We start from the raw sequence: 21377 nt of genomic DNA on the forward strand, positions 1-21377 counted from the left end.
TCCGATGCGACCGGGGCTCAAAATCGGTAGCTGGACGCTCGCTCTCACGGCGCTCCTCGTCGTGACGGTGCTCGTGAGCGCCGGCATCGGGACCGTCGCCATCCCCGCGCTCACGGTCGCACGCGTCTGCCTCAACGCCCTCGTCGTCCCGACATCGCTCTCGGTCCACACCGGCGCCCTCGGGACGACGGGCGTCGTCCTCCCGACCGTATCAGTCGGCACCACCCACCTCTTCGACTTCCAGACGCCGGAGACGAGCCGCATCATCGTCATGACGATCCGCCTCCCGAGGATCGTCCTCGCGTCGCTCGTCGGCTTCGCGCTCGCCCTCGCCGGCACCGTCATGCAGGGCTTCTTCCGGAACCCGATGGCCGACCCCTCCATCATCGGCGTCTCCTCCGGCGCCGCCGTCGGCGCCGTCACCGTCATCACCGTCGGCGTCAGCTTCCCCTTCGGCCTCGGCATCCACGGCGCCGCGTTCCTCGGCGGCCTCCTCGCCGCGTTCGGTATTTACGCCCTCGGCACGCGCGGCGGGCGCACGCCCGTCACCACCCTCCTCCTCGCCGGCGTCGCCGTCGAGACCTTCCTCGGCGCCGTCATCTCGTACATGCTCGTCCAGAGCGGGAACGAGCTCCGCGCCGCGATGTACTGGCTGATGGGCCATCTCCAGAACGCGAGCTGGGGCGACGTCACCGCCACCGCGCTCACACTCCCGCTCCTCTTCGGTGTCCTCCTCGGCTATCGCCGCCACCTCAACGTCCTCCTCCTCGGCGAGCACGACGCGAAGACGCTCGGCATCGAAGTCGAGCGCACGAAACGCGTCCTCCTCGCCGTCTCCGCCCTCGTCACAGCCATCGCCGTCGCGGTCTCCGGCGTCATCGGCTTCGTCGGCCTCGTCGTCCCGCACGTCATGCGCTTGCTCGTCGGCCCCGACCACCGCATCCTCCTCCCGACGAGCGCGCTCGCCGGCGCGTCCTTCCTCGTCGCCGCCGACACCGTCGCGCGCTCCGGGCCCGCCCAGCTCCCCGTCGGCATCGTCACCGCCTTCGTCGGCGCGCCCTTCTTCCTCTACCTCCTCCGACAGCGCGAGGTGGCGGAGCTATGACGGACGCCCGAATCGACGTCGAGGACCTGCGCGTCGACCGTGGCGACCTCACCGTCATCGACGGCGTCGACGCGACCGTCGAGCGCGGGCGGTTCGTCGGCCTCATCGGGCCGAACGGCGCGGGGAAGACCACGCTCCTCCGCACGCTCGCCGGGACGCTCGCGCCGACCGCCGGCCGCGTTCGCGTCGCCGACCTCGACGTCCAGCGCGCGTCCGCACGCGACGTCGGCCGCCGCGTCGCCGTCGTCCCCCAGAACACCACCGTCGCCTTCGACTTCACCGTCCGGGACGTCGTCGCGATGGGGCGGATGCCGTATCATTCGATGTTCAAAGAGACCGACGACGCCGACCGCCGCGCCGTCGACACCGCCATGGAGCGCACGTCGGTCACGCAGTTCGCCAAGCGCTCCATCGACTCCGTGAGCGGCGGGGAGCGCCAGCGCGTCCTCCTCGCGCGTGCGCTCGCCCAGGAGACGCCCGTCCTCCTCCTCGACGAACCGACCGCGAGCCTCGACATCGACCACCAGATACACACGCTCGAACTCGTCCGCGAACTCGTCGAGGGCGGCAAGACCGCCGTCGCCGCCATCCACGACCTCGACCTCGCGGCGCGCTACTGCGACGACCTCCTCCTCCTCTCCGACGGGGGCGTCCTCGGATACGGCCCCCCCGAGGAGGTGCTCACCGCCCCGCAGCTCGCCGAGTCCTTCGACGCGAACGCCGCCGTCACCGGTGACACCGTCACCGGGACGCCCACCGTCACCGCGCTACCCGACGCGGGCGACGCCGAGGGCCGCGTGCACGTCGTCGGCGGCGGCGGCAGCGCCGGCCGACTCCTCTACGCGCTCACCGTCGCCGGCTACGACGTCAGCATCGGCGCGCTTCCCGAGGGCGACGCCGACCACGAGACAGCGCGCGCGCTCGACGTCCCGGCCGTCACCGTCCCGCCGTACACCGCAGTGGACGCCGCGACCGCCGAGCGAGTCGCGGCCCGCGTTTCCGAGGCGGACGTCACGGTCGTCACCGACGTCGACGTCAGCGACGGGAACCGCCGGACCCTCGACGCCGCCGCCCGCGCGGACGCACTCGTCGTCGTCGAGGGCCGCCCACCCGACGAACGAATCACCGACGACGCCCGTGAGAGCTACGAGCGCCTCCGCGCTCGCGGGCGCGTCGTCACTCCGGAGAACGCGCTCGACGCGGTCGCGGACGCCCTCGACGGCCCGACACCCAACCAGCGGCGCCCGATGGCCGACGACTGACGGGATGGGACCGATTCGAGGGATTACCGGGGAGAAAACGATACCGCGAGAGCGAACGGCGGACGCACGAGCACAGCGAGCGTGGTCGGTCGGTTCTAGACGGGCCGAGTATCGGGTCAGTCGCGGGTTCCCGACTCGAGGCGACGGACGTCAGCGAGCACGGCAGAGGCGGTCTCCGGGCCACCGGCACCGCGCCCCGAGACGTTCAGTCGGCCGGCGTTCGCCGTCTCGATCTGGACGATGTTCTCGGTGCCCGAGACTGCGAGCGAGGAAGTGCTCGGGACGATGCGGGGGCCGACGCGCACCGACCCGTCCACGACTTCGCCGATGAGGCGCACCGTCCGGCCGTCCTCGCTGGCCAACCGGAGCGCGCTCGTCGGGATGTCGGCGATGCCCTCCACGTCCGCGTCCGCGAGCGTGTACTCGCGCTCGCCCTGCGCGAGCACGTTCGCGACGATGACGCACTTGAGCGCCGCGTCCGTCCCCTCGACGTCGAAGGACGGGTCGGCTTCCGCGACCCCGAGGTCCTGGGCCTCCGCGAGCACGTGCTCGTAGCCGAGGCCTTCGACGGCCATCCGCGAGAGCACGAAGTTCGCCGTCCCGTTCAGCACGCCCCGGATGCCGGTCACGTGCGCCGGACCACAGTCCTCGATCGTCGAGAGGACCGGCATCGCACCGCCGACCGTCGCCTCGAAGCGGAGGCGCCCCTCGCTCTCGCGCTCCAGTTCCCGGACGTCCGCGTAGCGTTCGGCGACCGGGCCCTTGTTCGCGAGTACGACGTCCCGGTCGCGCTCGAAGGCGGCGCGAACGTGGTCGTACCCGGGTTGCGCGTCGCCGAGCGTCGTCGGCGTCGCCTCCACGAGGCAGTCGTACGCCGCGTCGAGCGCGTCCGCCGGGTCACCGCTCCCGACGCGCCCGTCCTCGCGCTTGCGGGCGAGCGCGGCCTCGACGTCGATTCCGGAGTCATCGGTGACCGCGCTGCGCGAATCCGCCAGCGCAGTGACGGTGTGACCGTACTCGCCGGCCAGCTCCGCGACCGACGCACCGACCGCGCCGGTGCCGATGATCGCGAGCCTCATACGCCACCCTCGTAGAGCGGCTCGATGACTTGGAGGTCCTTCTCGTCCGCGATCTCACGGAGCACCGAGAGCGTGCGCTCCGTCTCCCCCTCCTCGATTCCGAGGCGGAGGCGGCCGCTGGAGATGTCGCTCGACCCCTGCGGTGCGGAGAGTTCGAAGTCGGAGATGGTGATGTTCGTGTTCTCGCGGATCCGCGTGAGCGTATCCGAGAGCCCGGTGTCGACCAAGTCCCCGGAGAGGAGGACGGTGAGAGATTCGCTGTAGCGCTCCGTGCCGGCCTGAATGACGTTGATTCCCTCGGAGCGGAGTTCGTCGACGATCGCCTCGTAGCGCTCGGGCGTGGCTTCGAGGTCGACCTCGACGGGGATGTGGCCGCGCGGGGTCTTGTCGCCGCGCTCGTGGAAGATAGAGAGGAGGTTCCCGCCCTTCTCGCCGATGGGTCGGAGCGCGCGGAGGAGTTCACCGGGTTCGTCGACTAACTCGAGTCGGATCGTGTACGTGTTCGGCTCGTGGGTCTCACTCATCGACGCTCACCCTGTGCAAGAGGCAGTCACTCATTGTGCACTCATAAGTAGGGCCGGGCTTAAGAGTCTCGGTGTCCGCAGGACGGCGCCGACTAGGGCTTAGGCGTGCGTCTGTTGTTCGGCGAGTTTCGCCGCCAGCGAGTCCATCTCCGTGACGTCCTCGCTCGCGACTTGGAGCGCTTCGATGAGCGCGGCGAGCTTCCGCACCGGGATCTGGCCGGGGGCGTACTCGCTCGTGTCCTCCGCGAGCGGGGCGTACCCGAGCGCCGAGCCGTAGAGCGGGCCGACGACGCGGCTGTGGCTCCCCAGCCCACCCATCGCGATTCCCGCGACGTCGATCCCGTCGTTCGAGGCCGTGTTGATCGCCTTCAGGAGACGGAGCACGTCGTCGTGGTTCTGGGGGTACGTCGCGACCTTCGCGACGTCACCGTACTGCGCGCACTGCTCGATGATGGCGTCGAGAACGTCCTGCTCGGGCGTGTCGTCGAAGTCGTGGTGGGAGATGATGATGTCGACGTCGTTCTGCCGGAACTCATCGAGGATCCAGCCCATCCCACGGGCCGTCTCCAACTCGATGTCGACGAGCTCGACGGCGTCGAACCGGGAGGCCGCCGAGAGTCGGTCGAGGCGGCCCGTGTCGTTCGCCTCGCCACCGAACCACTTCGTGCGGTTCGTCGCGATGATCGGGAGGTCGCCGTCGTAGTCGGAGAGCTGGCCGATCGGGTCCTCGGCGCTGTCCATCCGGAACTCGACCACGTCGGCGACGCCGCGCGCGTCGACCTCTCGGCCCAGATCGTTCGTTGTTGCAGCGAGAGCGAACCCATCCAGTTTCATGGCACGCCGTAGCACCCCCGCAGGTATAAACCTTCCCAGAATCCGGAAAGAGGTGCACAGACGTGCTGCGTCGCCGCTCGGGGGCCGCAACCGGGGTACTGTGTGAGGGACGTCGCGCCGGTGACCGGCCCGCGCGTGAGCGGATTAGGTCGTCTTCTCGGTCACGTCGGAGAGCTGACCCGGGTCGAAGATGTCCGCTATCGAGCAGTCGAAATAGGCCGCGAGTTTGAACGCGAGTTCCAGGGAGGGGTCGTATCGCTCTCGCTCGATGGCGTTGATCGTCTGGCGGGTCACGCTGACGGCGTCGGCGAGGTCGCCCTGACTCAACTCCGCCGCTCGTCGTCGTTTCGGGATGTAGAATCAAGTGCCGGCAGCGATTGTCGAACGTATGGCCCTCCAACGCCGTCGCGTCCTCCGGACCGCAGGCGTCTCGACGCTCGCAGCGCTCGCCGGCTGTTCGTCCCTGAGCGGGCTCGACTCGGAGTCGTCGACCGAGACGTACGCACTTCACGTCGACTCGATCGACGCCTCGCCCGTCGAGTACGCACTCTACGAGCTCGACGAGAGCCCGCTCTTCGGCGACCCCGCTCGGACCGCCCTCGAGGCGGTTCTGCCGGACGGGCGGCACACGACGTACGGCTACACACCGCTCCCGGACGGCGGCTACGTCACCCACGAGAGCCGCTACTACCAGCTGTCGAACACCGTCACGGGCCGCGAGCGCATGGAGCGCACGCTCGTCCGCGCCGAGCGCGTCCCGAGCGACGACGTGCCGGCGGACCCGGTCCGCCTCGACTCACTCGACCGGCCGAGCGCACGCGTCGTCAAGATCCTGCACAGCCACACGCAGTCCGGTGGGGAGAGCATGACGGACCTCCTCCACGGGAGCGCGTATGTCCTTCGGCGGCCGGCCGAACGCCGGAGTCGCCTCGCGACCGGCGACCTCGACGGCCGCGTCGTGACGATGACCGACTCGGACACCTGGGCGTACCGACTCCACGTGACCCGGGAACCCGTCGTCGAGACCGCCTACACGGCGCTCGCCATCGAAGTCGCGGAGTCACGCGCCGCGTTCCGCGAGGTCGTCTTCGGCGCCCGAATCGACGTCGACCTCGCCCCGTCCGCCCTCCCGCCCGAAGCCCGTGACCGTCTCGTGCGGGCAATCGACCGCGGGGAGTACAGCGAGTCGGCCCCGCTCTCCGAGTCATTCGACACGCTCCTCGCGGAACTCGACCTCGCAGGCGTCGACGAGTCGGTGAACCGTCGCCTCCTCTGGTACGACGGCGACTTCTACCGCTACGCCCTCTACATCCAGCGGGACGAACACTAATGGCGCTCCATTCGGCGCCTTACGCACCGTCGACGTCGCCGCAGTAGCGCCGAACCGCGTACCACGAGAGCGCCACCAGAGCGGCGGCGACCCCCATCGCGAGGTGGCCACGGATTCGCGGAAAGAGCGTGTTGATGGCGAGAGTCGCGGCGACGAGCACGACCGCCACGACCAGCCACTCCGAAACCGCCCGTATCACTGGTCGGTCAATCGGCCGCCGCCGCAATAGTGGTTTGCGCTAGGGCGACCACTGCGTCACACCCCGCTCGCCGGCCGAACACCGCCCGAATCTGCACGTCGGGGGTCACGCACGGCGCCGAGCGCGGGCATCGCGCACGACGAGCGCGCCGACACCCGATGCGCTCTTTGCGGAGCCACCGAAACCCCCGGGTATGGAGACCGTGACCGTCACCCGCGAGGTCGAGGCGTCGCCCGAGCGCGTCCGCGACGCCATCTCGGACGTCGAGTCGTTTATGCTGGCCGCCGGCTTCGACGAGGTGCACGTCGAGGGCGACGGCTTCCGGCTCGTCAATCAGGTCGGGCTCTTCGAGATCGAACTCGATCTCGTCGTCGAGGACCGCGCGGACGCCGCGCTCGCCTACCGCCAACGCGACGGCATCTTCCGAGAGATGGAGACCGTCTACACGGTCGAGGAGACGGCGGACGGGACGCGCGTCGAGGCGACGACGGAGTACGCGCTCGCCGCGAAACTCGTCGGCCCGGTCTTCGACGGGACGGTCGTGAAACGCCAGCGCCGCAAGGAACTGAACGCGCAGTTCGACTCCCTCGAAGACCTCTGAATCGCTGAGTCGGCGCCTCAGGCGGTCGCCTCCTCGATGGCGCGTTCGAGGTCGGCGAGGATGTCCTCGGGGTCCTCGATGCCGACGGAGAGCCGGACCATATCGGGGGTGACGCCCGCCGCGTCCTGTTCGGCCTCGGTGAGTTGCTGGTGGGTGGTGCTCGCGGGGTGGATGATGAGCGTCTTCGCGTCGCCGACGTTCGCGAGCAGCGACGCGAGGTCGGCGTTCTCGACGGTCGCGCGCGCGGCGTCGTAGCCCGCCTTCAGCCCGAACGTGATCATGCCGCCGTACCCGCCCTCCAGGTATTCGCTCGCCGTCTCGTGGGTCTCGTGGTCCGCGAGCCCGGGGTAGTTCACCCACGCGACCTCCTCGTGGTCGCTGAGGTAGTCGGCGACGACTTCGGCGTTCTCGCAGTGGCGCTCCATTCTCAACGGTAAGGTCTGGACGCCTTGGAGGGTCTGCCACGCGTCGAACGGCGACTGCTGGTTCCCGAGGTCGCGGAGGCCGCGCGCGATGGCGGCGTACGTGAACGCGGCGTCGCCGAAGCGCTCCGCGAAGTTCACGCCGTGATACGCGGGATTGTCCGCGCCGACCTCGGGATACGTCTCCGAGTGCGCCGCCCAGTCGAAGCTCCCGGCGTCGACGAGCGCGCCGCCGACCGTCGTGCCCGCGCCGTGGAGCCACTTCGTCGTGGAGTGCCAGACGATGTCCGCGCCGTGCTCGATGGGGTTGCAGAGGTACGGCGTCGCGAACGTGTTGTCCACGATGAGCGGGACGTCGTGGTCGTGGGCGACGTCGGCGATGGCCGCGATGTCCGGCGTGACGAGCGCGGGGTTGCCGATGGACTCGAGGAGGACGAACGCGGTGTCCTCGTCGATGGCGTCCCGATAGGCCTCGACGTCGAGCGTGTCCACGAACTTCGTGGTGACGCCGCGGCGCTCGACGGTGTGCGTGAGGTAGGTGTAGGTGCCCCCGTAGAGCGCGGACGCGGAGACGACGTTGTCGCCGGCCTCCGCGAGGATGAACGTCGCGAGGTTGAGCGCCGCCATCCCCGAGGACGTCGCGACGGCGCCGACGCCGCCCTCGAGCGCCGCGAGGCGCTCCTGAAGGACGTCGACGGTGGGGTTCATCAGTCGCGAGTAGATGTGCCCCGGCTTCTCAAGGGCGAACTGCCCCGCGGCGTCCTCGGCGTCGTCGAACTCGTAGGACGTCGTCTGATAGATCGGCGTCGCGCGCGCCCCGGTCGCGGGGTCGGGTTTCGCGCCCGCGTGTACGCTCTCGGTTCCCAGTCCCCGCTCTCGGTCGGCGTTATCGTCTGCCATACCTCGGCAATTCGACGGTGACGGTAAAAGCGTATCGTGCGTTCCCCGTTTCTGGTATCGGCGCGCGCTCAGTCCTCGAGCAGGTCGGCGCGCTCCGCGAACTCGGCGATGACCGTCGCTTCCGCGCGGTGGAGGGTCTCGCTGCACGTCGATTTCGCGATGCCGAGTTCGTCGGCGACGTCGGTGAGCGTCGCGTCGCGCGGCGTCTCGTAGTAGCCGACGGCGACCGCGGTCGCGAGGACGTCGCGCTGGCGCTCCGTGAGCGGGGCGTCGCGCTCGTACTGCTCGTCGCGGATGCGTTCGAGCGTGAAGTCGATGCCGAACGCGCTGAACTGGTCGCGGAGCGCACCGAGGCGCTCGCTCGGCGCGCGCAGCGTCCACGTCGCGGCGCCGTCCCGTATCTCGAAGGGGAACTCGAGGGGGACACCGGACTCCCGGAGCGGGAGCAAGAGCACCGGGTCGGCGGTCTCGAACTGCAACAGCACGTCCTCCTCGCCGTCGTAGAGCGTCGTGACGTCCTGAATCGTCTCGTGCGCCGTCATCGCGTCGCGGATCGCGTCCGAATCGGTGCCGTCGTCGAGTTCGAGGAGGCCGACGCCCGTCTCCTCGTCCGCGAACGCGGTGAGCACGCGGAACGTGTCCGCCGCGAATCGACGCGAGACGTCGCCGATCCAGATGCCCTCGGGAACGGTGACGGTGAGTTCGGCGCGCGGCATACCACCCGGTTCGTGAGCGGACCGTAAGTGGCTAGCGCTCGCTCCCGCGCGCTGGGAGTGCTCACGGCCCGCGAGCCATGGTGAGGCTCTCGGCGGTCTTCGCGGCGAAGAACGCGACGGTGCCAGCGACGGCGCCGGCGTCGAGGTCCGCGAGCGCGCAGGCGACCGCGAACACGACGATACCGACGGCGACGGGGAGGCGGTTGCGGGCGACGCGCTGGACGCGAGCGGCAGTGGCGGTCATCGACGCCGACTCGGCGCGCCGCGCGGAGAGGGGTTTCCCCGAACTCGTTCGGGACGGCGCGTAGGTGACGGGCGCTCGAAGACGCGGGTATGCTCCCCGGGAACCTCGACGTCGACACCGACGTCCAACCGCCGATGCGGCTGCCGCTCGGCCACTTCGTCGTCGCGCTCGGCGCGCTCTGCGTCGCGGTGCTCGTCGGCCTGACGCGCGGTGACGCGCTGTTCGCGCCCGCCGCCGGCCTCGCGCACGTCCACCTCGTGCTCGTCGGCTGGATCTGTCTCACCATCGCCGGCGCGATGACGCAGTTCGTCCCCGTCTGGTCGGGCGTCCGCCTCCACTCGACGCGGCTCGCCGGCGCCCAACTCGCCCTGCTCGCGGGCGGCCTCACGGGGTTCGCCGCCGCGCTTCTCACCGGTGCGTTCGCGCCCCTCCCCGCGTTCGCGGCGGCGATGCTCCTCGGGTTCTGGGTCTTCGTCTACAACATCGCTCGGACGCTCGCCCGCGCCCGCCCGTTCGACGTCACCGAACGCCACTTCGCGTACGCGCTCGCGTCCTTCCTCGCCGTCTCCGCGCTCGGCGTCTCGCTCGCCGTCGGCTTCACCCACCCCGACCTCCTCTCCGTGAGCCGCGTGGCACTCCGGGGTTCGCACGTCGCGCTCGCGCTCTTCGGCGCCGTCCTCTGCACCGTCTTCGGCGCGCTCTACCAGCTCGTCCCGATGTTCGCCCAATCGGACCTCGACGCGCTCGACCGGCGCCTCCAGCGCCTCGAGGAGGCCGTCTACCCGCTCGGAGTCGCCCTGCTCGCGGCGGGGCGCCTCGTCGAAGTCGCACCGCTCGCCCGCCTCGGCGGCCTGCTCGTCGTCGGCGGCGTGCTCGCCGTCGCCGTCGTGCTCGCGCGCCGCCTCGCGGCCGCCACCGTCTCGTGGGGGCCGATGCTCCGCCGATACGCCGTCCTCCCGGTCGCGATGGGCGCGTGGGCGGCGTGGACGCTCCCCGTCTGGCTCGCCCGCCCGCTCGCCTACGACGCCGCCGTCGGCGCGCCGGGGTCGTTCTCCCTGCTCGTGCTCGGCGTCGTCGGCTTCGTCGTCCTCGGCACCCTCTACCACGTCGTCCCGTTCATCGTCTGGGTGCACCGCTACAGCGACCGCCTCGGCTTCGAGGCCGTGCCGACCATCGACGACCTCTACGTCGCGCGCGTCGCGAACGTCGATTTCGCGCTCCTCCTCGCCGGCACGGGACTGCTCGTCCTCGATGCCGCCGTCTCGCTCCCCGCACCGCTCGGCCGTGCGGGCGACGCGCTCGTCGCGGGCGGCGTCGCGCTCGCCGTCGCGAACCTCCTGCTCGTCGTCTGGCGACACGCCGTCGCGCCCGCCGTGGGCGCCCGTCTCGGGTCGCTCGCGGGCGAGTGAAACCGCGAGTGCTCCGTTTTCGAACTTATTCCTCGGCGTCGAACAGCGCGCGCACCCGCTCGGCGTCGGCGGGGTCGTCGGCTTCCCTGACGGCGCGCTCGGGCGCCTCGAGCAGTTCCTCGACGAGTCGGTCCGCGAGTTCGTCGAGGACGCGCGCCCGCTCCGCCGTGAGCGCGTCCCGTGCCTCGAGACGCGAGCGCGCCCGCTCGAGTTGCGCGTCCCGGATCGCCGCCGCGCGCTCAGCGATGTCGCGGCGCGTCGCCTCGCGCTCGTCGGTCGCTCCCGCGTCGCTTCCGTCGCGTGAGGCCGCCTCGCTCATAGCTCCACCTCCGCCGGCGACTGGTCCGGCATCGGGCCGTCGTACCCCTCGGGTTCGTACGCGCAGAGCGGGTCGCTCGCGAGCGGGTCGCCCGCCGTCGCGTAGGCGCGCGAGCGACTGCCGCCGCAGACGTTGCGGAACTCGCAGGCCCCGCACTTCCCCGTGAGGGCGTCGGGGTCGCGAAGCGACTCGAAGAGCGCCGAGTCCCGATAGAGGTCGACGAGCGACTCCTCGCGGACGTTCCCCGCCGACTCGGGGAGGAAGCCCGACGGGTAGACGTCGCCGACGTGGCTGACGAACGCGAAGCCGTCGCCCGCCGTGATGCCGGTCCGCCGACCGATGCCGTCGCGGGCGGGCGACGCGGTGCCGCCCTCGGCGCGCTTCTGCTGGAGGGCGACCCGCCGATAGTGCGGGGCTTCGGTCGTCTTCACGCCGAACGGTGCGTCGTCGGCGACGTCGACGAGCCACTCCATGACGCCCTCGGCGCGCTCGGGGTCGATCGGGTCGAGGACGCGCCCCCGGCCCACGGGAACGAGGAAGAAGACCGACCAGAGCACCGCGCCGAGGTCGGCGACGAGGTCGCGGATAGCGGGGAGGTCCCCGACCGTCTGCGCGCAGACGGTGGTGTTGATCTGGAGCGGGAGGCCGGCGTCGCGCGCGGCGCGCGCGGCCTCGACGGTGGAGTCGAAGCTCCCCGCTTCGCCGCGAAACGCGTCGTGGGTCGCCGCGCTCGCGCCGTCGAGGCTGAGCGCCATCCGCCGGAGGCCGGCGTCCGCGAGGTCGGCGACCCGCTCGCGGGTGAGCGACTCGGTGCCACTCGGCGTCATCGTCATTCGGAGGCCGTTCTCGACGCCGTACTCGACGAGGTCGACGGTGTCGTCGCGGGCGAGCGGGTCGCCACCGGAGAGCACGACGAGTTGGCCGTCGCCGAACGCGCGGGCGTCGTCGAGGAGCGCCTTCCCCTCGGCGGTGGTGAGTTCGTCCGGGTGGCGCGCCGGCTGGGCGTCCGCCCGACAGTGCTCGCAGGCGAGCGCGCACGCCTGCGTGACCTCCCAGATGCAGACGAACGGCCGCTGGCTCGTGTCGACGTCGCTCGGTCGCATACTCGTGGGGTGGGCGTCCGCACCCGAGTAGCCCGTCCCGAACACGTTCGGGGATACGGTTTGCTCCCCGGAGCCGATACACACAGGTATGGTTGACGCGACCGCCCTCGACGACGCCGTCAGCGAGACCGACGTGCCCACGGACCGGCCGCGCGAACGCCTCGACGCCCGCGAACTCCCGCCGCCCGAGCCGCTCACGGAGACGCTCGAGCGACTCGCCGACTTCGACGACGAGCGCGTCCTCGTGCAGGTGAACGACCGCGCGCCCCAGCACCTCTACCCGAAGCTCGACGACCGCGGCTGGGCGTACGAGACCGTCGAGGCCGACGACGCCGTCGTGACCGTCGTCTGGCGCCCGTGACGATGGACGGCGCGTACGCGCGCCGCGACCCGGAGCGGACGCGGGCCGAGGAGCGCGCACCCCCGGAATCCCGGGACGGCGGGGTCGAGCCGTCGCCGCGCGAGGTGACGGCCGCGCTCGACGACGCGGACTGTCGCGCGATGCTCGCGGCGCTCGAGGAGGCGAAGACGGCGCGCGAGCTCCGCGAGGAGTGCGACGTCCCCTCCTCGACCGCCTACCGGAAGCTCGACCGGCTGAGCGACGCCGGCCTCGTCACCGAGCGCGTGACGCTCGACGATGGCTACCAGCAGGTCACGCGCTACGTCCGCGCGTTCGACGCCGTGCGCCTCAGCGCCGACGCGGACGGGTTCAGCGTCGACATCGAGGTGCGCGAACAGGCCGTCACCGACCGCCCCGTGGGACCGCACTCGCCCACCGACCCCTGAGCGTCCCGGCACGCGAACACGTTCGGGGGGACGGTGAACCGTCCGGCGTGCGTTCGCTCACGTATGCCCGACGTCCAGACGCTCGCCGACCTGACCGAGGAACCGCACGCCACCGTCTTCGCGGACGCGCCCCGGACCGTCCGGCTCTCGCTCGACGCCGGCGAGTCGCTCCCCGAGCACGACCACCCCGGCGTGGACGTCCTGCTCGTCGGCCTCGAGGGCCACCTCACCGTCGAACTCGACGGGGACCCCCACGACGTCCGGGGCGGCGACGTCCTCCGCGTCGCGGGCGAGCACCGCATCGAACCGCGCGCCCGCGACGACAGCACCGCGCTCGTGGTCCTCGCGCCACGGGAGGGCGACGATGCGTAGCTTCTTCGGCGGCGGGGGCGCCGACGAGGCCTTCGACGATCAGGGGTCGTTCGTCCCCGCCAACATCCCCGACCCGGGGCCGTTCCTCGACGACGCCGAGGTGCTGACCGGGGACGACCACGTCGCCGTCCACGAGACGGCGCGCGAGTGCTTCGAGGAGCGCGGCGTCTACGACGTGACGTTCGGCTACAACCTCGCGCGCCTCAACCTCGACCAGCGCCACCCCGACGCGGGGTTCCGGTACGGCGTGGACGGCGACGACCTGCGCGCGGAGTTCACGCCGACGACCGAGTTCTGCCCGCAGAGCGACACCCTCACCGTCGGCGCGTTCCGCGCGTGGAACGGCCTCGAAGAGCGCCACGACTACGAGCTCGTGCGCGTCCGCGTCGCGCCCAGCCACCAGCGCGCCGACGCCGTCAACGACCGCCTCGCCGCCCTCGAAGACGCGTACGTCGAGACGGGCGAACTCCCCGACGCCGAGACCCCGGACCCGAACGGGGGCGCGGGCGACGACTCACTCCCGTTCTGAGCCGCGCTGTTGAGAGCGTTAGCAGGGGATAGCTCCTACGTTGTCACAACTGCGACGGCGTTGAAGAAGGTGAACAGGACGACGAAGGCAAGTATGGCACTGACGACGGTCCGTCGGGGGTGCTCACGTCGGTACTTCCCGGCAAGGCCGTAGGGGATACCCAGTCCGAGCGTCACCGCGAGGAACATCGCGATGTTTCGGACGAGCTCGACGACGACACCCGGATAGCCACCGGACGCACCCATCGTCGCCAGAAACCCGACGAAGGCTGTAACAGCGACACTCAACCCTCCCCAGACGGCTAATAGGGCGACTTCCCACCACACGACTAATTCCGCGAATCCGACATACGCGACGAGTGAGATCACGAGCGGGAACACGAAGATCGTGAATAGCTCGAGGTTCCCACTCCGAAGCGGAGAGCTGGGAACGTTCGCGACTAAGAGAGCGAGTCCCAGGATGGTTAATCCGACCAGTACTCCCGAAAGCGTCCGGGTATCGGCCGTTCGTGTGGAGGGCGCCATATCGGAACATGTGCTTCAATATGGTAAATGTCTTATGTGACTCAGAGTACTGGAACGATACATTCGCCCGTCGAAGTACGTACGCCTACTCGACGCGCACGCGGACGACGTGCCCGCCGCAGCCGCACTGCTCGACGTACTCGTAGTCGACGGCGTCGCCGAACGCCTCCTCGAGCGCGTCGTAGAGGTACGTCTCCGGGTGGCCCTGTTCGGCGTGCGTCACGAGGTTCACGTGGTAGCCCGAGGCGGTCTGCCGGACGGCGTCGCGGGCGTCGTCGAGGAGGCGCTCGCGGTCCGACTCGTACTCGGGGTGTTCGAGGTTCGCCGACCACGAGTTCCGATGCGTCTCGTCGGTGACGGCCTCGGCGTCGTGCGAGTGGCTCATGCGTGTCGTGGGAGGCACGCAGGAGAGAAGAACGGCGTCCCGAACGGGTTCGGGACGTTAGTCGTCGTCGGATTCGGCGCCGGCGCCCTCGTCGAAGATGCGCCGCGAGATGACCGTGCCGTCGGATGAGGCGGCCGTCGGGTCGCGGCGGACGAAGCGCTTCTTCAGGACGTCGTAGGAGAAGAGCGCGGTGCCGAGGATGAGGAGGACGTCACCGGGGAGGCGCGCCCAGAAGAGCGTCTGGATGATGTCGCGGCTGTAGAAGGCGACCGAGCGCGCGGCGTCGTAGTTCGCCGTGAAGACGGTCTCGAGCTGGAGGAATCCGACGGGGACGTCGCCGATGAACACCATCCACGCGAGGCCGACGTTCCACAGCCAGAACGCGCGCCGGAGGTTCGTGCCGTCCCACTTGCCGCGCTTCGTGGTGAACTGCAGGACGTAGACGGCGAGGCCGAGCGCCAAAAATCCGAACGCGCCGAACATCGACGCGTGGGCGTGCCCGACCGTGAGGAAGGTGCCGTGCTCGTAGTAGTTGACCAGCGGGAGGTTGATGAAGAAGCCGAGGACGCCCGCACCGACGAAGTTCCACACCCCCGAGGCGACGATGAACATGAACGGGAGCGTGTAGGGGAAGGACTCGCCGGCGTCGCGCATCGCGCGGTACTCGCCGATGGCCTCGAAGAGGATGAACACCAGGGGAATGAACTCGAGCGTGGAGAAGACGCTCCCGATGGGCACCCAGTAGTCGGGGAGGCCGATCCACCAGTAGTGGTGGGAGACGCCGATGACGCCCGCGCCCATCACGAGGAGGGCTTCGAGCATGACCGCCTTCTCGGCGCTCCGACGCGAGAGGAGGTTCATCGCGACGAGCGCGACGGCGACGACGGCGACGACGAAGAACTCGAAGGCGCCCTCGACCCACATGTGGACGACCCACCAGCGCCAGAACTCCGTGACGACCATCGTCGTCTGCGGCGTGTAGAACATGCTCGCCGTGAACAGCAGGCCGATGGAGCCCCCGGCGTAGATAATCATGTGCGCGAGGCCGAAGCGCGACTCCCGACTCAGGAGGGGCTTGAAGCCGCGCGCGACGAGCGCCGTCCAGAGCGCGAACCCGACGAGGAGGCCGACCTGCCAGAGGCGTCCGACCTCCAAGTACTCGAGGCCCTCGTTCCCGATGATCCACCAGAGCGCGCCCTCGATGTAGCCCTGCGAGCCGAGCCAGATGCCGAGGAGGCCGCCGACCACGACGACGAACAGCGCGCCCAGCAGGACGTGGACGTAGCGCTTCTGGTTCGCGGGTTCGCGGCCGGTGAGCAGCGGCGGGAGGAAGAGGCCGATACCGAGCCAGAGCGTCGCGATCCAGAGGATCGCGAGGTCGATGTGCCACGCCTTCGTGATGGCGAACGGGAGCGCCGAGAGCGCGTCGACGCCGAGCGCGCTCGCGAGCCCGTAGAAGCCGCCGCGCTCGATGTAGTAGTGCGCCATCAACCCCCCGAGCAGCGTCTGCGCGAGGAAGAGGACGGCGGCGACCGGGACGAAGCGCGCGGCCGCGAACTGACTCGGCGTGAGCGTGACGTCGGCGGGGTCGGGGACGTCGACGCCCTCGGCGTCCGGTTCGGGGAGTTCGACGGCGCTGTAGAGCCAGATGCCGAGGCCGCCCCCGCCGACGAGGAGCACCATCGCGACGACGCTCCACGTCAGCGCGCTCACGGGCGCGTCGTTCCCGGCGCCGGGCGCGTACGGCCAGTCGTTCGTGTAGGAGTGCGCGGTCCCGGGGCGGTCGATCGCGGAGAACATCGCCGTCCAGACCGCGAAGTCCGCGAAGCGCCGGGCGTCCTCGGGCGTCGAGACGAAGCCGGCGGGGATGCCGGCCTCGCGGTCGCCGTCGTGGTACTGCTCGACGTACGACTCGCGGACCTCACCGTAGGCGTACGCCTCGGCGGCAGTGAGTTCGAGCGTCTCGCCGAACTCGCCGTCCGAGAGCTGGCGTTCGACGACGTCGTTCACGGCGGCCTGCTCGGCCTCGTCGAGGGCGGCGTACGACGACGCGCCGTAGCGCTCGCGCGCGACGTACTCACGCATGTTCGTCGTGAGTCTGTCGAGCGCGTCCGCCGTGTAGTCCGCGCCGAAGTACGCGCCGTTCCCGAGGATCGAGCCGTGATTCATCAGGCTGTTCTGCTGGAAGACCGCTTTCCCGGCGACGATGTCGTCGTTCGTCGCGATGACGTCGCCGTCGGGACCGACGACCTCCGCGGGCCGCTGTGGCGACTGTTCGTACGCGAGGTACGCCCCCGCACCCATCACGATCAGGTTGAAGACGAACGCCACGACGAGGGCCTTCGCCAACGTCTCTCTGCGTATGAGCATCTCGTTCGGCGGTTCGTCGCCCCCGCACTACTTGGTGGCGTCGAACACGTTCGGGAGAAGCGACACGCCCGACGTGTCCCTAGTACACGACGATGCCCCCGACGGAACGCGTCCTCGACGTCCGCGAGCACGACGGCGAACCGTTCGACACGATCACCGACGCGCTCGACGACCTCTCCGACGAGGACTCCCTCCGGCTCGTCAACAGCTTCGAGCCGGTGCCGCTCTACGGCGTCCTCGAGTCGCGCGGGTTCACGCACGAGACGGAGCAGGTGGGCGAGGACGAGTGGCACGTGCATATCGAGCACGAGGGGTGAGCCGAACGCGTTCGGGAGAAGGGCTACCCCGGTGCCGGGCCGAGTACGACACGTATGAGTGAGACGACACTCGACGTCCGGGACGTCCCGCCGTCCGACCGCCACCCGAAGATCCACGACGCCTTCGAAGAGCTAGACGCCGGCGACGTCCTGACCATCGTCAACGACCACGAGCCGAAACCGCTCTTCTACGAGTTCCAGGCGGAAGTCGAGGCCTTCGACGCCGACGGCTACGCCGTCGAGAAGCGCGGCCCGGGCGAGTTCGCCGCGCGCTTCCCGAAGCAATAACGCCCCGCACCCAACCTGTTCTTTTCGTCCCCGATAGCGACGCGGAGCGCCGCGTCAGTGCTCCAGCACCGCGTCGAGGACCTTGCGCTGTGCCGCCGCGAGGTGCTCGGTGAACGTCGAGGCGCTGATGTCGAGCGCGTCCGCGACGTCGTTGGCGTTCGCGCCCTTCGGGTGCTCGAAGTACCCGAGGTCGTGCGCCGTCCGCAGGACCTCGCGCTGGCGCTCGGTCAGCCGACTCCGGTCGACGAAGACCGGGTCGCTCGACGTGCCCCCCTCCGAGCGCACGAGCTTGCGGAGACGCACGCCGCCGAACTCCTCACGCAACTCCGCGACGACGTTCTGGACGGTGTCGAGCGACGCCGTGTGAAAGGAGAGCGAGAGCGTCCCCCCCGCCGCACGCACGTCCACGACCGGGGTGCCGAACGACTCGACGCGGTCGCAGACACAGCCCCGGTCGCGCGAACGGCGGACGCGGTAGACGTGGCCCGTGTCGTGCTCGGCGACCTCGGTCGCATTCCCCGGTTCGGGGAGGGCGTGCTCGGCGGTGAACTCCTCGGCGATGCGGCCCTCGTCGTCCGTCACGGACGCGCGCGTCACGGACGAGATAGCGGTGGCGTCCGTGGAGGCGTCCGCGACCGGGCACGCGCCCGGATCGGCGACGTCGAGTTCGACCCAGAGTTCCGCGCTCATACGTGGGTCTTCTGCGTCGCCCGGGATGGGACCAGTCCCGAACGTGTTCGCCCCCGGGCGCTACGGGCGGACGGTGCGGGCGAGCCACGTCTCGGGGTTCTGCCGGCGCACCTCGAAGCGCTCGGGCGCGTCGCCGTCCGCGAGGTCGCCGAGGAACGTTCGGACGGGCGTCGGGTCGCGGTCGCTCGCGACGACGAACTCCTCGCCGGCCTCGAGGGCCCCGAACGCGTCCGCGACCGCGTCCCGGCGCTCGTCGGCCGGAACGCCCCGAAGGTCGACGCCGCTCTCCGGGAGGTCCACCGACCAGACCGCGTCGTAGCGCTCCTCGACGGCGTCCGCGAGGTCCGCGACCGGGTCCGGTATCGCGGCCGGTGTCGGCGTCTCCTGGAGCGCGGGCGTGAACGGGAGGCGCGCGAGCGCCGGCGTGTCGAGGCGCTCCGCGGGCGGGGTGTCGCCCGCGAAGAGGTCGTGGTCGTGGTCGCAGCGCTCGCAGGTGAACCCCGCCATGTTGACGGCCGTCCCGAGCACGGGCACGTCGTTCTCGCGGAGGAGCTCGACCGTCTTCTCGGTGTCCGAGAGCGCGGAGTGGAACGGCGTCGTGACGACGACGGCGCCGTCGAGCGACACCTCCTGCAGCGTCGTGAGCACCACGTCGCCCGTCCCCGGCGGGAGGTCGACGACGAGCGTGTCGGTGTTCGTCCACGCGGTGTCCGCGAAGAGGTCGCTGACCGCGTCGTGCGCCATCGCGCCGCGCCACGCGAGCGGCGCGCCATCGGAGAGCAGGCCGACGCTCATCACCTCCAGGCCCTCGGAGCGGACGGGGCGCGGGGCGCCGTCCTCGGTAGCGTGAACCGGCCCGGAGACGTCGAGCAGCGCGGGGACGTTCGGCCCGTGGATGTCCGCGTCGAAGAGCGCGACGTCCTCGCCGTCCGCGGCGAGCGCGCAGGCGAGTTGCGTCGCGACGGTCGACTTCCCGACGCCGCCCTTCGCGCTCGCGACGGCGATGACGCGCTCGAACGCGTCGGTCCCCGTCGCCTCCGGGTCGCTCGTCAGCGCCGCCCGGTGGACGGTGACCGAGTCGACAGCGGGGACGTCACGAACGGCGCTATCGACGGCGGTCGTGACCTCCCTGATGGTTCCCGCGTCGAGCGTCGCAGCGTCGAGGCCGACGCTCGCGACGCCGCCGTCCAGCGTGGCGCGCTGGACGAGGCCGGCGTCGATGACGTCCACGTCGGCGTTCGGTTCGCGCACCTGCCGGAGTGCGGGTTCGAGGCGGTCGTCGACGGCGGTCGCGTCGTCGCGCGTGGTGTCGTCTGGAGTCATAGGTTCGGGCGTCGGTTGAGTCGGTCGTCGCTGGTCGTGTCGTCGGTGTCGCGCTCGCTCGACTGGACGAACTGCCGGCGGAACCGGCCGGCGTCGACGTCGAGCGCGTTCGCGGCGGTCTTCGCGACGACGCCGACGTCGTCGCGGGCGAGGTCCTCGAGCGCCTCGGTGGCGCGCTCGTCGTCGATGCCGCCGAGGAGGTGGGCGACCCACTCGCGGACGCGCTCGCTGTCGTCGTCGGCGGCGTCGAGGAGCGCGGGGAGGGCGCCCTCGCCGCGGAGCTTGAACAGCGAGACGAGCGCGTTGCGCCGGACAGCGTGGTGGGGGTCGTCGAGCGCGGCCTCGAGGCGCTCCGCGTTCGCCGCGCGGTCCACGTGGTCGAGCGCGACGAGCGCTTCGGCGCGGACCCACGGGTCGTCGTCGGCGGCCGCGTCCCGCGCGACGGCGTGCGCCGTCTCGCCGCCGAGTTCGCCGAGCGCTTCGACGGCGAACTGCCGGACGTCGGCGTCCGAGTCGTCGCGGGCGGCGTCAGCCAGCGCCGCGACCGCAGCAGCATCGAACGACCGCTCGGCGAGCGCGAGCGCGGCGCGACGCCGCTCCGTCTTCGCGCCCTCGCGGAGGTCCGCGACGAGGCCGTCGTGACCGGCGTCGGCGACCGGGTCGGTGTCGGCGGCCGTGAGCTCCCCGGGGTCGGCCGTGCCGATGGTGACGTCGTCGCGGCTCACCTCGATGTCCTCGAGCGCCTCGATCTCGGTGTCGAGGCCGGGGCTTCGCTCAGGGTCGAGCTGCGGGTCGGCGGGGCCGTCCGGGTTCGGGTCGGCGAGGCCGGCGTCGTGCTCGTGGTCGTGGCCGCCGCAGCCACAGTCCCCGCCGCAGTCGTCGCTCACGTCGCCTCACCTCCGAGGAGGAGGGCGACGCCGAGCGCGGCGGCGAGCGCGCGCGACACCGTCACGGGGACGGCGGCGACACAGAGCAGGAGCGCACCGCACGCGGGGACGAGCGCGCGACGGCGGGCGGTGGCGACGGTCGCCGCCGCGAGGGCGCCGAGGCCCGCCGAGAGCGCGCCGAGGGAGGCACCGACCGCGCCGCCGCCGACGAGCGCGATTGCGCCGGCGACGTAGGGCATGCTCGCGCCGGCGGCGTGAACGACGCCCGCGAGCGCGATGCCGAGCGCCCAATCGACCACGCGGGCGTCCGCCGCGAGGCCGGCCGCGACCGCCGCCGCGAGCGTGAGGAGCGTCCCGACCTGTCGGCCGGCGGGCGACGCGACGCCGACGCTCGCGGCGAGCGCGACGATGAGCGCGGCGACGGCGAGGGCCGCGAGGAGCGGGCGGCCGAGGAGCGGGACGACGCGCGTCGGGCGAGCGCGAGCGAGGCGGCGCCACGCGACGACGGCGCCGGAGAGCACGACGCCGGCGGCCGCCGGAGCGTACGCGGCGTCCGCGACGAGCGCGAGCGGCGCGAACACCGCGAGGCCGAGGAGGGCGACGCGCTCGACGCGGTCCGTCGTCGCGAGCGCGAGCGCGAGCGCCGCGAGCGCGGGGCCGAGCGTCCCGACGACGACGGCCGCCTCGTGGCCGCCGGCGAGCGACGCGAGCGGCGACCCGGGGACGTTGCGCGCGACGCGGAGCGCGAACGGGACGGCGGCCGCGAGGAGCGCGACGACCGCGAGCGCGGGCTGCCACGCCCCGTGCGTGCCGTCCGCCCGCTCCAGCGCGGCGGCGAACCGCGTGGGCACGGCGGCGC

At 71.2% G+C, this 21377-nt stretch carries 28 protein-coding genes; 11 read left to right on the top strand and 17 right to left on the bottom strand.

The window, feature by feature from the left end:
* The first annotated feature begins 4 nt into the window (after positions 1 to 4).
* The gene (btuC, locus tag IEY12_RS13695; protein ID WP_188884223.1) at positions 5 to 1105 is read left to right on the top strand and encodes a vitamin B12 ABC transporter permease BtuC; all 1101 of its coding nucleotides are present in this window, start codon (positions 5 to 7) and stop codon (positions 1103 to 1105) included.
* On the top strand, positions 1102 to 2367 hold the full coding sequence (locus tag IEY12_RS13700; protein WP_188884224.1) for a heme ABC transporter ATP-binding protein: 1266 nt from the start codon (positions 1102 to 1104) through the stop codon (positions 2365 to 2367). The genes btuC and IEY12_RS13700 overlap by 4 nt, the downstream gene beginning before the upstream one ends.
* A gap of 116 nt (positions 2368 to 2483) precedes the next feature.
* Here IEY12_RS13700 and IEY12_RS13705 read toward each other — a convergent pair whose 3' ends face one another.
* The 4 genes from IEY12_RS13705 to IEY12_RS13720 all read right to left on the bottom strand — a co-directional run bounded on the left by IEY12_RS13705 (position 2484) and on the right by IEY12_RS13720 (position 5158).
* The gene (locus IEY12_RS13705; RefSeq protein WP_188884225.1) at positions 2484 to 3446 is read right to left on the bottom strand and encodes a homoserine dehydrogenase; all 963 of its coding nucleotides are present in this window, start codon (positions 3444 to 3446) and stop codon (positions 2484 to 2486) included.
* Positions 3443 to 3970 carry an amino acid-binding protein gene (locus IEY12_RS13710; RefSeq protein ID WP_123079176.1) on the bottom strand — a complete coding sequence of 176 codons (528 nt, stop codon included), beginning with the start codon at positions 3968 to 3970 and terminating at the stop codon, positions 3443 to 3445. The genes IEY12_RS13705 and IEY12_RS13710 overlap by 4 nt, the downstream gene beginning before the upstream one ends.
* A 99-nt stretch (positions 3971 to 4069) precedes the next feature.
* Positions 4070 to 4804 carry a type I 3-dehydroquinate dehydratase gene (locus IEY12_RS13715; RefSeq protein WP_188884226.1) on the bottom strand — a complete coding sequence of 245 codons (735 nt, stop codon included), beginning with the start codon at positions 4802 to 4804 and terminating at the stop codon, positions 4070 to 4072.
* Positions 4805 to 4948: 144 nt separating this feature from the next.
* A complete protein-coding gene (locus tag IEY12_RS13720) occupies positions 4949 to 5158 on the bottom strand; it encodes a helix-turn-helix transcriptional regulator (RefSeq protein WP_188884304.1) in 210 nt (69 codons plus the stop codon).
* A gap of 34 nt (positions 5159 to 5192) precedes the next feature.
* On the opposite strand from IEY12_RS13720, the gene IEY12_RS13725 reads away from it, so the two are divergent.
* A complete protein-coding gene (locus IEY12_RS13725) occupies positions 5193 to 6134 on the top strand; it encodes a hypothetical protein (RefSeq protein WP_188884227.1) in 942 nt (313 codons plus the stop codon).
* Positions 6135 to 6153: 19 nt separating this feature from the next.
* Here the strand turns inward: IEY12_RS13725 and IEY12_RS13730 are convergent, their stop codons facing one another.
* Positions 6154 to 6333, bottom strand: a complete 180-nt coding sequence (locus IEY12_RS13730) for a hypothetical protein (protein WP_188884228.1) — start codon at positions 6331 to 6333, stop codon at positions 6154 to 6156.
* 193 nt (positions 6334 to 6526) lie between these two features.
* On the opposite strand from IEY12_RS13730, the gene IEY12_RS13735 reads away from it, so the two are divergent.
* Positions 6527 to 6934, top strand: coding sequence for an SRPBCC family protein (locus IEY12_RS13735; protein WP_188884229.1), 408 nt, complete (start codon positions 6527 to 6529; stop codon positions 6932 to 6934).
* A gap of 17 nt (positions 6935 to 6951) precedes the next feature.
* Here IEY12_RS13735 and IEY12_RS13740 read toward each other — a convergent pair whose 3' ends face one another.
* The 3 genes from IEY12_RS13740 to IEY12_RS13750 form a co-directional block, all read right to left on the bottom strand.
* A complete protein-coding gene (locus IEY12_RS13740) occupies positions 6952 to 8256 on the bottom strand; it encodes an O-acetylhomoserine aminocarboxypropyltransferase/cysteine synthase family protein (protein WP_188884230.1) in 1305 nt (434 codons plus the stop codon).
* Positions 8257 to 8324: 68 nt separating this feature from the next.
* A complete protein-coding gene (locus IEY12_RS13745; RefSeq protein WP_188884231.1) occupies positions 8325 to 8972 on the bottom strand; it encodes a helix-turn-helix domain-containing protein in 648 nt (215 codons plus the stop codon).
* A gap of 61 nt (positions 8973 to 9033) precedes the next feature.
* Entirely contained in the window at positions 9034 to 9216 is a 183-nt protein-coding gene (locus IEY12_RS13750) for a hypothetical protein (protein ID WP_188884232.1), read from the bottom strand.
* An 89-nt stretch (positions 9217 to 9305) separates the two neighbouring features.
* Here IEY12_RS13750 and IEY12_RS13755 point away from each other — a divergent pair, with 89 nt between their 5' ends.
* Positions 9306 to 10625, top strand: a complete 1320-nt coding sequence (locus IEY12_RS13755) for a hypothetical protein (RefSeq protein WP_188884233.1) — start codon at positions 9306 to 9308, stop codon at positions 10623 to 10625.
* A gap of 25 nt (positions 10626 to 10650) precedes the next feature.
* Here the strand turns inward: IEY12_RS13755 and IEY12_RS13760 are convergent, their stop codons facing one another.
* Together IEY12_RS13760 and IEY12_RS13765 are read right to left on the bottom strand one after the other, a co-directional pair.
* The gene (locus IEY12_RS13760) at positions 10651 to 10944 is read right to left on the bottom strand and encodes a hypothetical protein (RefSeq protein WP_188884234.1); all 294 of its coding nucleotides are present in this window, start codon (positions 10942 to 10944) and stop codon (positions 10651 to 10653) included.
* Positions 10941 to 12047: a TIGR04053 family radical SAM/SPASM domain-containing protein gene (locus tag IEY12_RS13765; protein ID WP_188884235.1), complete on the bottom strand. Its 1107-nt coding sequence runs from the start codon at positions 12045 to 12047 to the stop codon at positions 10941 to 10943. Before IEY12_RS13765 ends, IEY12_RS13760 begins: the two co-directional genes overlap by 4 nt.
* Positions 12048 to 12135: 88 nt before the next feature.
* Between IEY12_RS13765 and IEY12_RS13770 the strand changes: the two genes are divergently transcribed.
* The 4 genes from IEY12_RS13770 to IEY12_RS13785 all read left to right on the top strand — a co-directional run bounded on the left by IEY12_RS13770 (position 12136) and on the right by IEY12_RS13785 (position 13734).
* On the top strand, positions 12136 to 12408 hold the full coding sequence (locus tag IEY12_RS13770) for a DUF2249 domain-containing protein (protein ID WP_188884236.1): 273 nt from the start codon (positions 12136 to 12138) through the stop codon (positions 12406 to 12408).
* A gap of 2 nt (positions 12409 to 12410) precedes the next feature.
* The gene (locus IEY12_RS13775; RefSeq protein WP_188884305.1) at positions 12411 to 12833 is read left to right on the top strand and encodes a winged helix-turn-helix domain-containing protein; all 423 of its coding nucleotides are present in this window, start codon (positions 12411 to 12413) and stop codon (positions 12831 to 12833) included.
* Positions 12834 to 12896: 63 nt separating this feature from the next.
* Entirely contained in the window at positions 12897 to 13205 is a 309-nt protein-coding gene (locus IEY12_RS13780; protein ID WP_188884237.1) for a cupin domain-containing protein, read from the top strand.
* Entirely contained in the window at positions 13198 to 13734 is a 537-nt protein-coding gene (locus IEY12_RS13785; RefSeq protein WP_188884238.1) for a DUF7998 family protein, read from the top strand. Before IEY12_RS13780 ends, IEY12_RS13785 begins: the two co-directional genes overlap by 8 nt.
* A 35-nt stretch (positions 13735 to 13769) precedes the next feature.
* Here IEY12_RS13785 and IEY12_RS13790 read toward each other — a convergent pair whose 3' ends face one another.
* The 3 genes from IEY12_RS13790 to IEY12_RS13800 all read right to left on the bottom strand — a co-directional run bounded on the left by IEY12_RS13790 (position 13770) and on the right by IEY12_RS13800 (position 17013).
* The gene (locus tag IEY12_RS13790; RefSeq protein ID WP_188884239.1) at positions 13770 to 14258 is read right to left on the bottom strand and encodes a hypothetical protein; all 489 of its coding nucleotides are present in this window, start codon (positions 14256 to 14258) and stop codon (positions 13770 to 13772) included.
* A gap of 85 nt (positions 14259 to 14343) precedes the next feature.
* Positions 14344 to 14643, bottom strand: coding sequence for a CGCGG family putative rSAM-modified RiPP protein (locus IEY12_RS13795; RefSeq protein ID WP_188884240.1), 300 nt, complete (start codon positions 14641 to 14643; stop codon positions 14344 to 14346).
* Between the two features lie 57 nt (positions 14644 to 14700).
* Positions 14701 to 17013, bottom strand: a complete 2313-nt coding sequence (locus tag IEY12_RS13800) for a nitric-oxide reductase large subunit (protein WP_188884241.1) — start codon at positions 17011 to 17013, stop codon at positions 14701 to 14703.
* Between the two features lie 92 nt (positions 17014 to 17105).
* Between IEY12_RS13800 and IEY12_RS13805 the strand changes: the two genes are divergently transcribed.
* Together IEY12_RS13805 and IEY12_RS13810 are read left to right on the top strand one after the other, a co-directional pair.
* Positions 17106 to 17330 (top strand): DUF2249 domain-containing protein, encoded by a 225-nt coding sequence (locus IEY12_RS13805; protein WP_188884242.1) that lies wholly within the window; start codon positions 17106 to 17108, stop codon positions 17328 to 17330.
* A gap of 54 nt (positions 17331 to 17384) precedes the next feature.
* Positions 17385 to 17618 carry a DUF2249 domain-containing protein gene (locus IEY12_RS13810; protein ID WP_188884243.1) on the top strand — a complete coding sequence of 78 codons (234 nt, stop codon included), beginning with the start codon at positions 17385 to 17387 and terminating at the stop codon, positions 17616 to 17618.
* A 54-nt stretch (positions 17619 to 17672) separates the two neighbouring features.
* On the opposite strand, the gene IEY12_RS13815 is transcribed toward IEY12_RS13810, so the two are convergent.
* The 4 genes from IEY12_RS13815 to IEY12_RS13830 are packed head-to-tail and all read right to left on the bottom strand — an operon-like array spanning position 17673 to position 21369.
* Entirely contained in the window at positions 17673 to 18308 is a 636-nt protein-coding gene (locus IEY12_RS13815) for a helix-turn-helix domain-containing protein (RefSeq protein WP_188884244.1), read from the bottom strand.
* Between the two features lie 60 nt (positions 18309 to 18368).
* Positions 18369 to 19631 carry a P-loop NTPase gene (locus IEY12_RS13820; RefSeq protein WP_188884245.1) on the bottom strand — a complete coding sequence of 421 codons (1263 nt, stop codon included), beginning with the start codon at positions 19629 to 19631 and terminating at the stop codon, positions 18369 to 18371.
* On the bottom strand, positions 19628 to 20518 hold the full coding sequence (locus IEY12_RS13825; RefSeq protein WP_188884246.1) for a HEAT repeat domain-containing protein: 891 nt from the start codon (positions 20516 to 20518) through the stop codon (positions 19628 to 19630). The genes IEY12_RS13820 and IEY12_RS13825 overlap by 4 nt, the downstream gene beginning before the upstream one ends.
* A complete protein-coding gene (locus IEY12_RS13830; protein ID WP_188884247.1) occupies positions 20515 to 21369 on the bottom strand; it encodes a DUF8068 family protein in 855 nt (284 codons plus the stop codon). Before IEY12_RS13830 ends, IEY12_RS13825 begins: the two co-directional genes overlap by 4 nt.
* Positions 21370 to 21377: the final 8 nt, after the last annotated feature.

This window comes from Halarchaeum grantii, assembly GCF_014647455.2.
Lineage (GTDB): Archaea > Halobacteriota > Halobacteria > Halobacteriales > Halobacteriaceae > Halarchaeum > Halarchaeum grantii.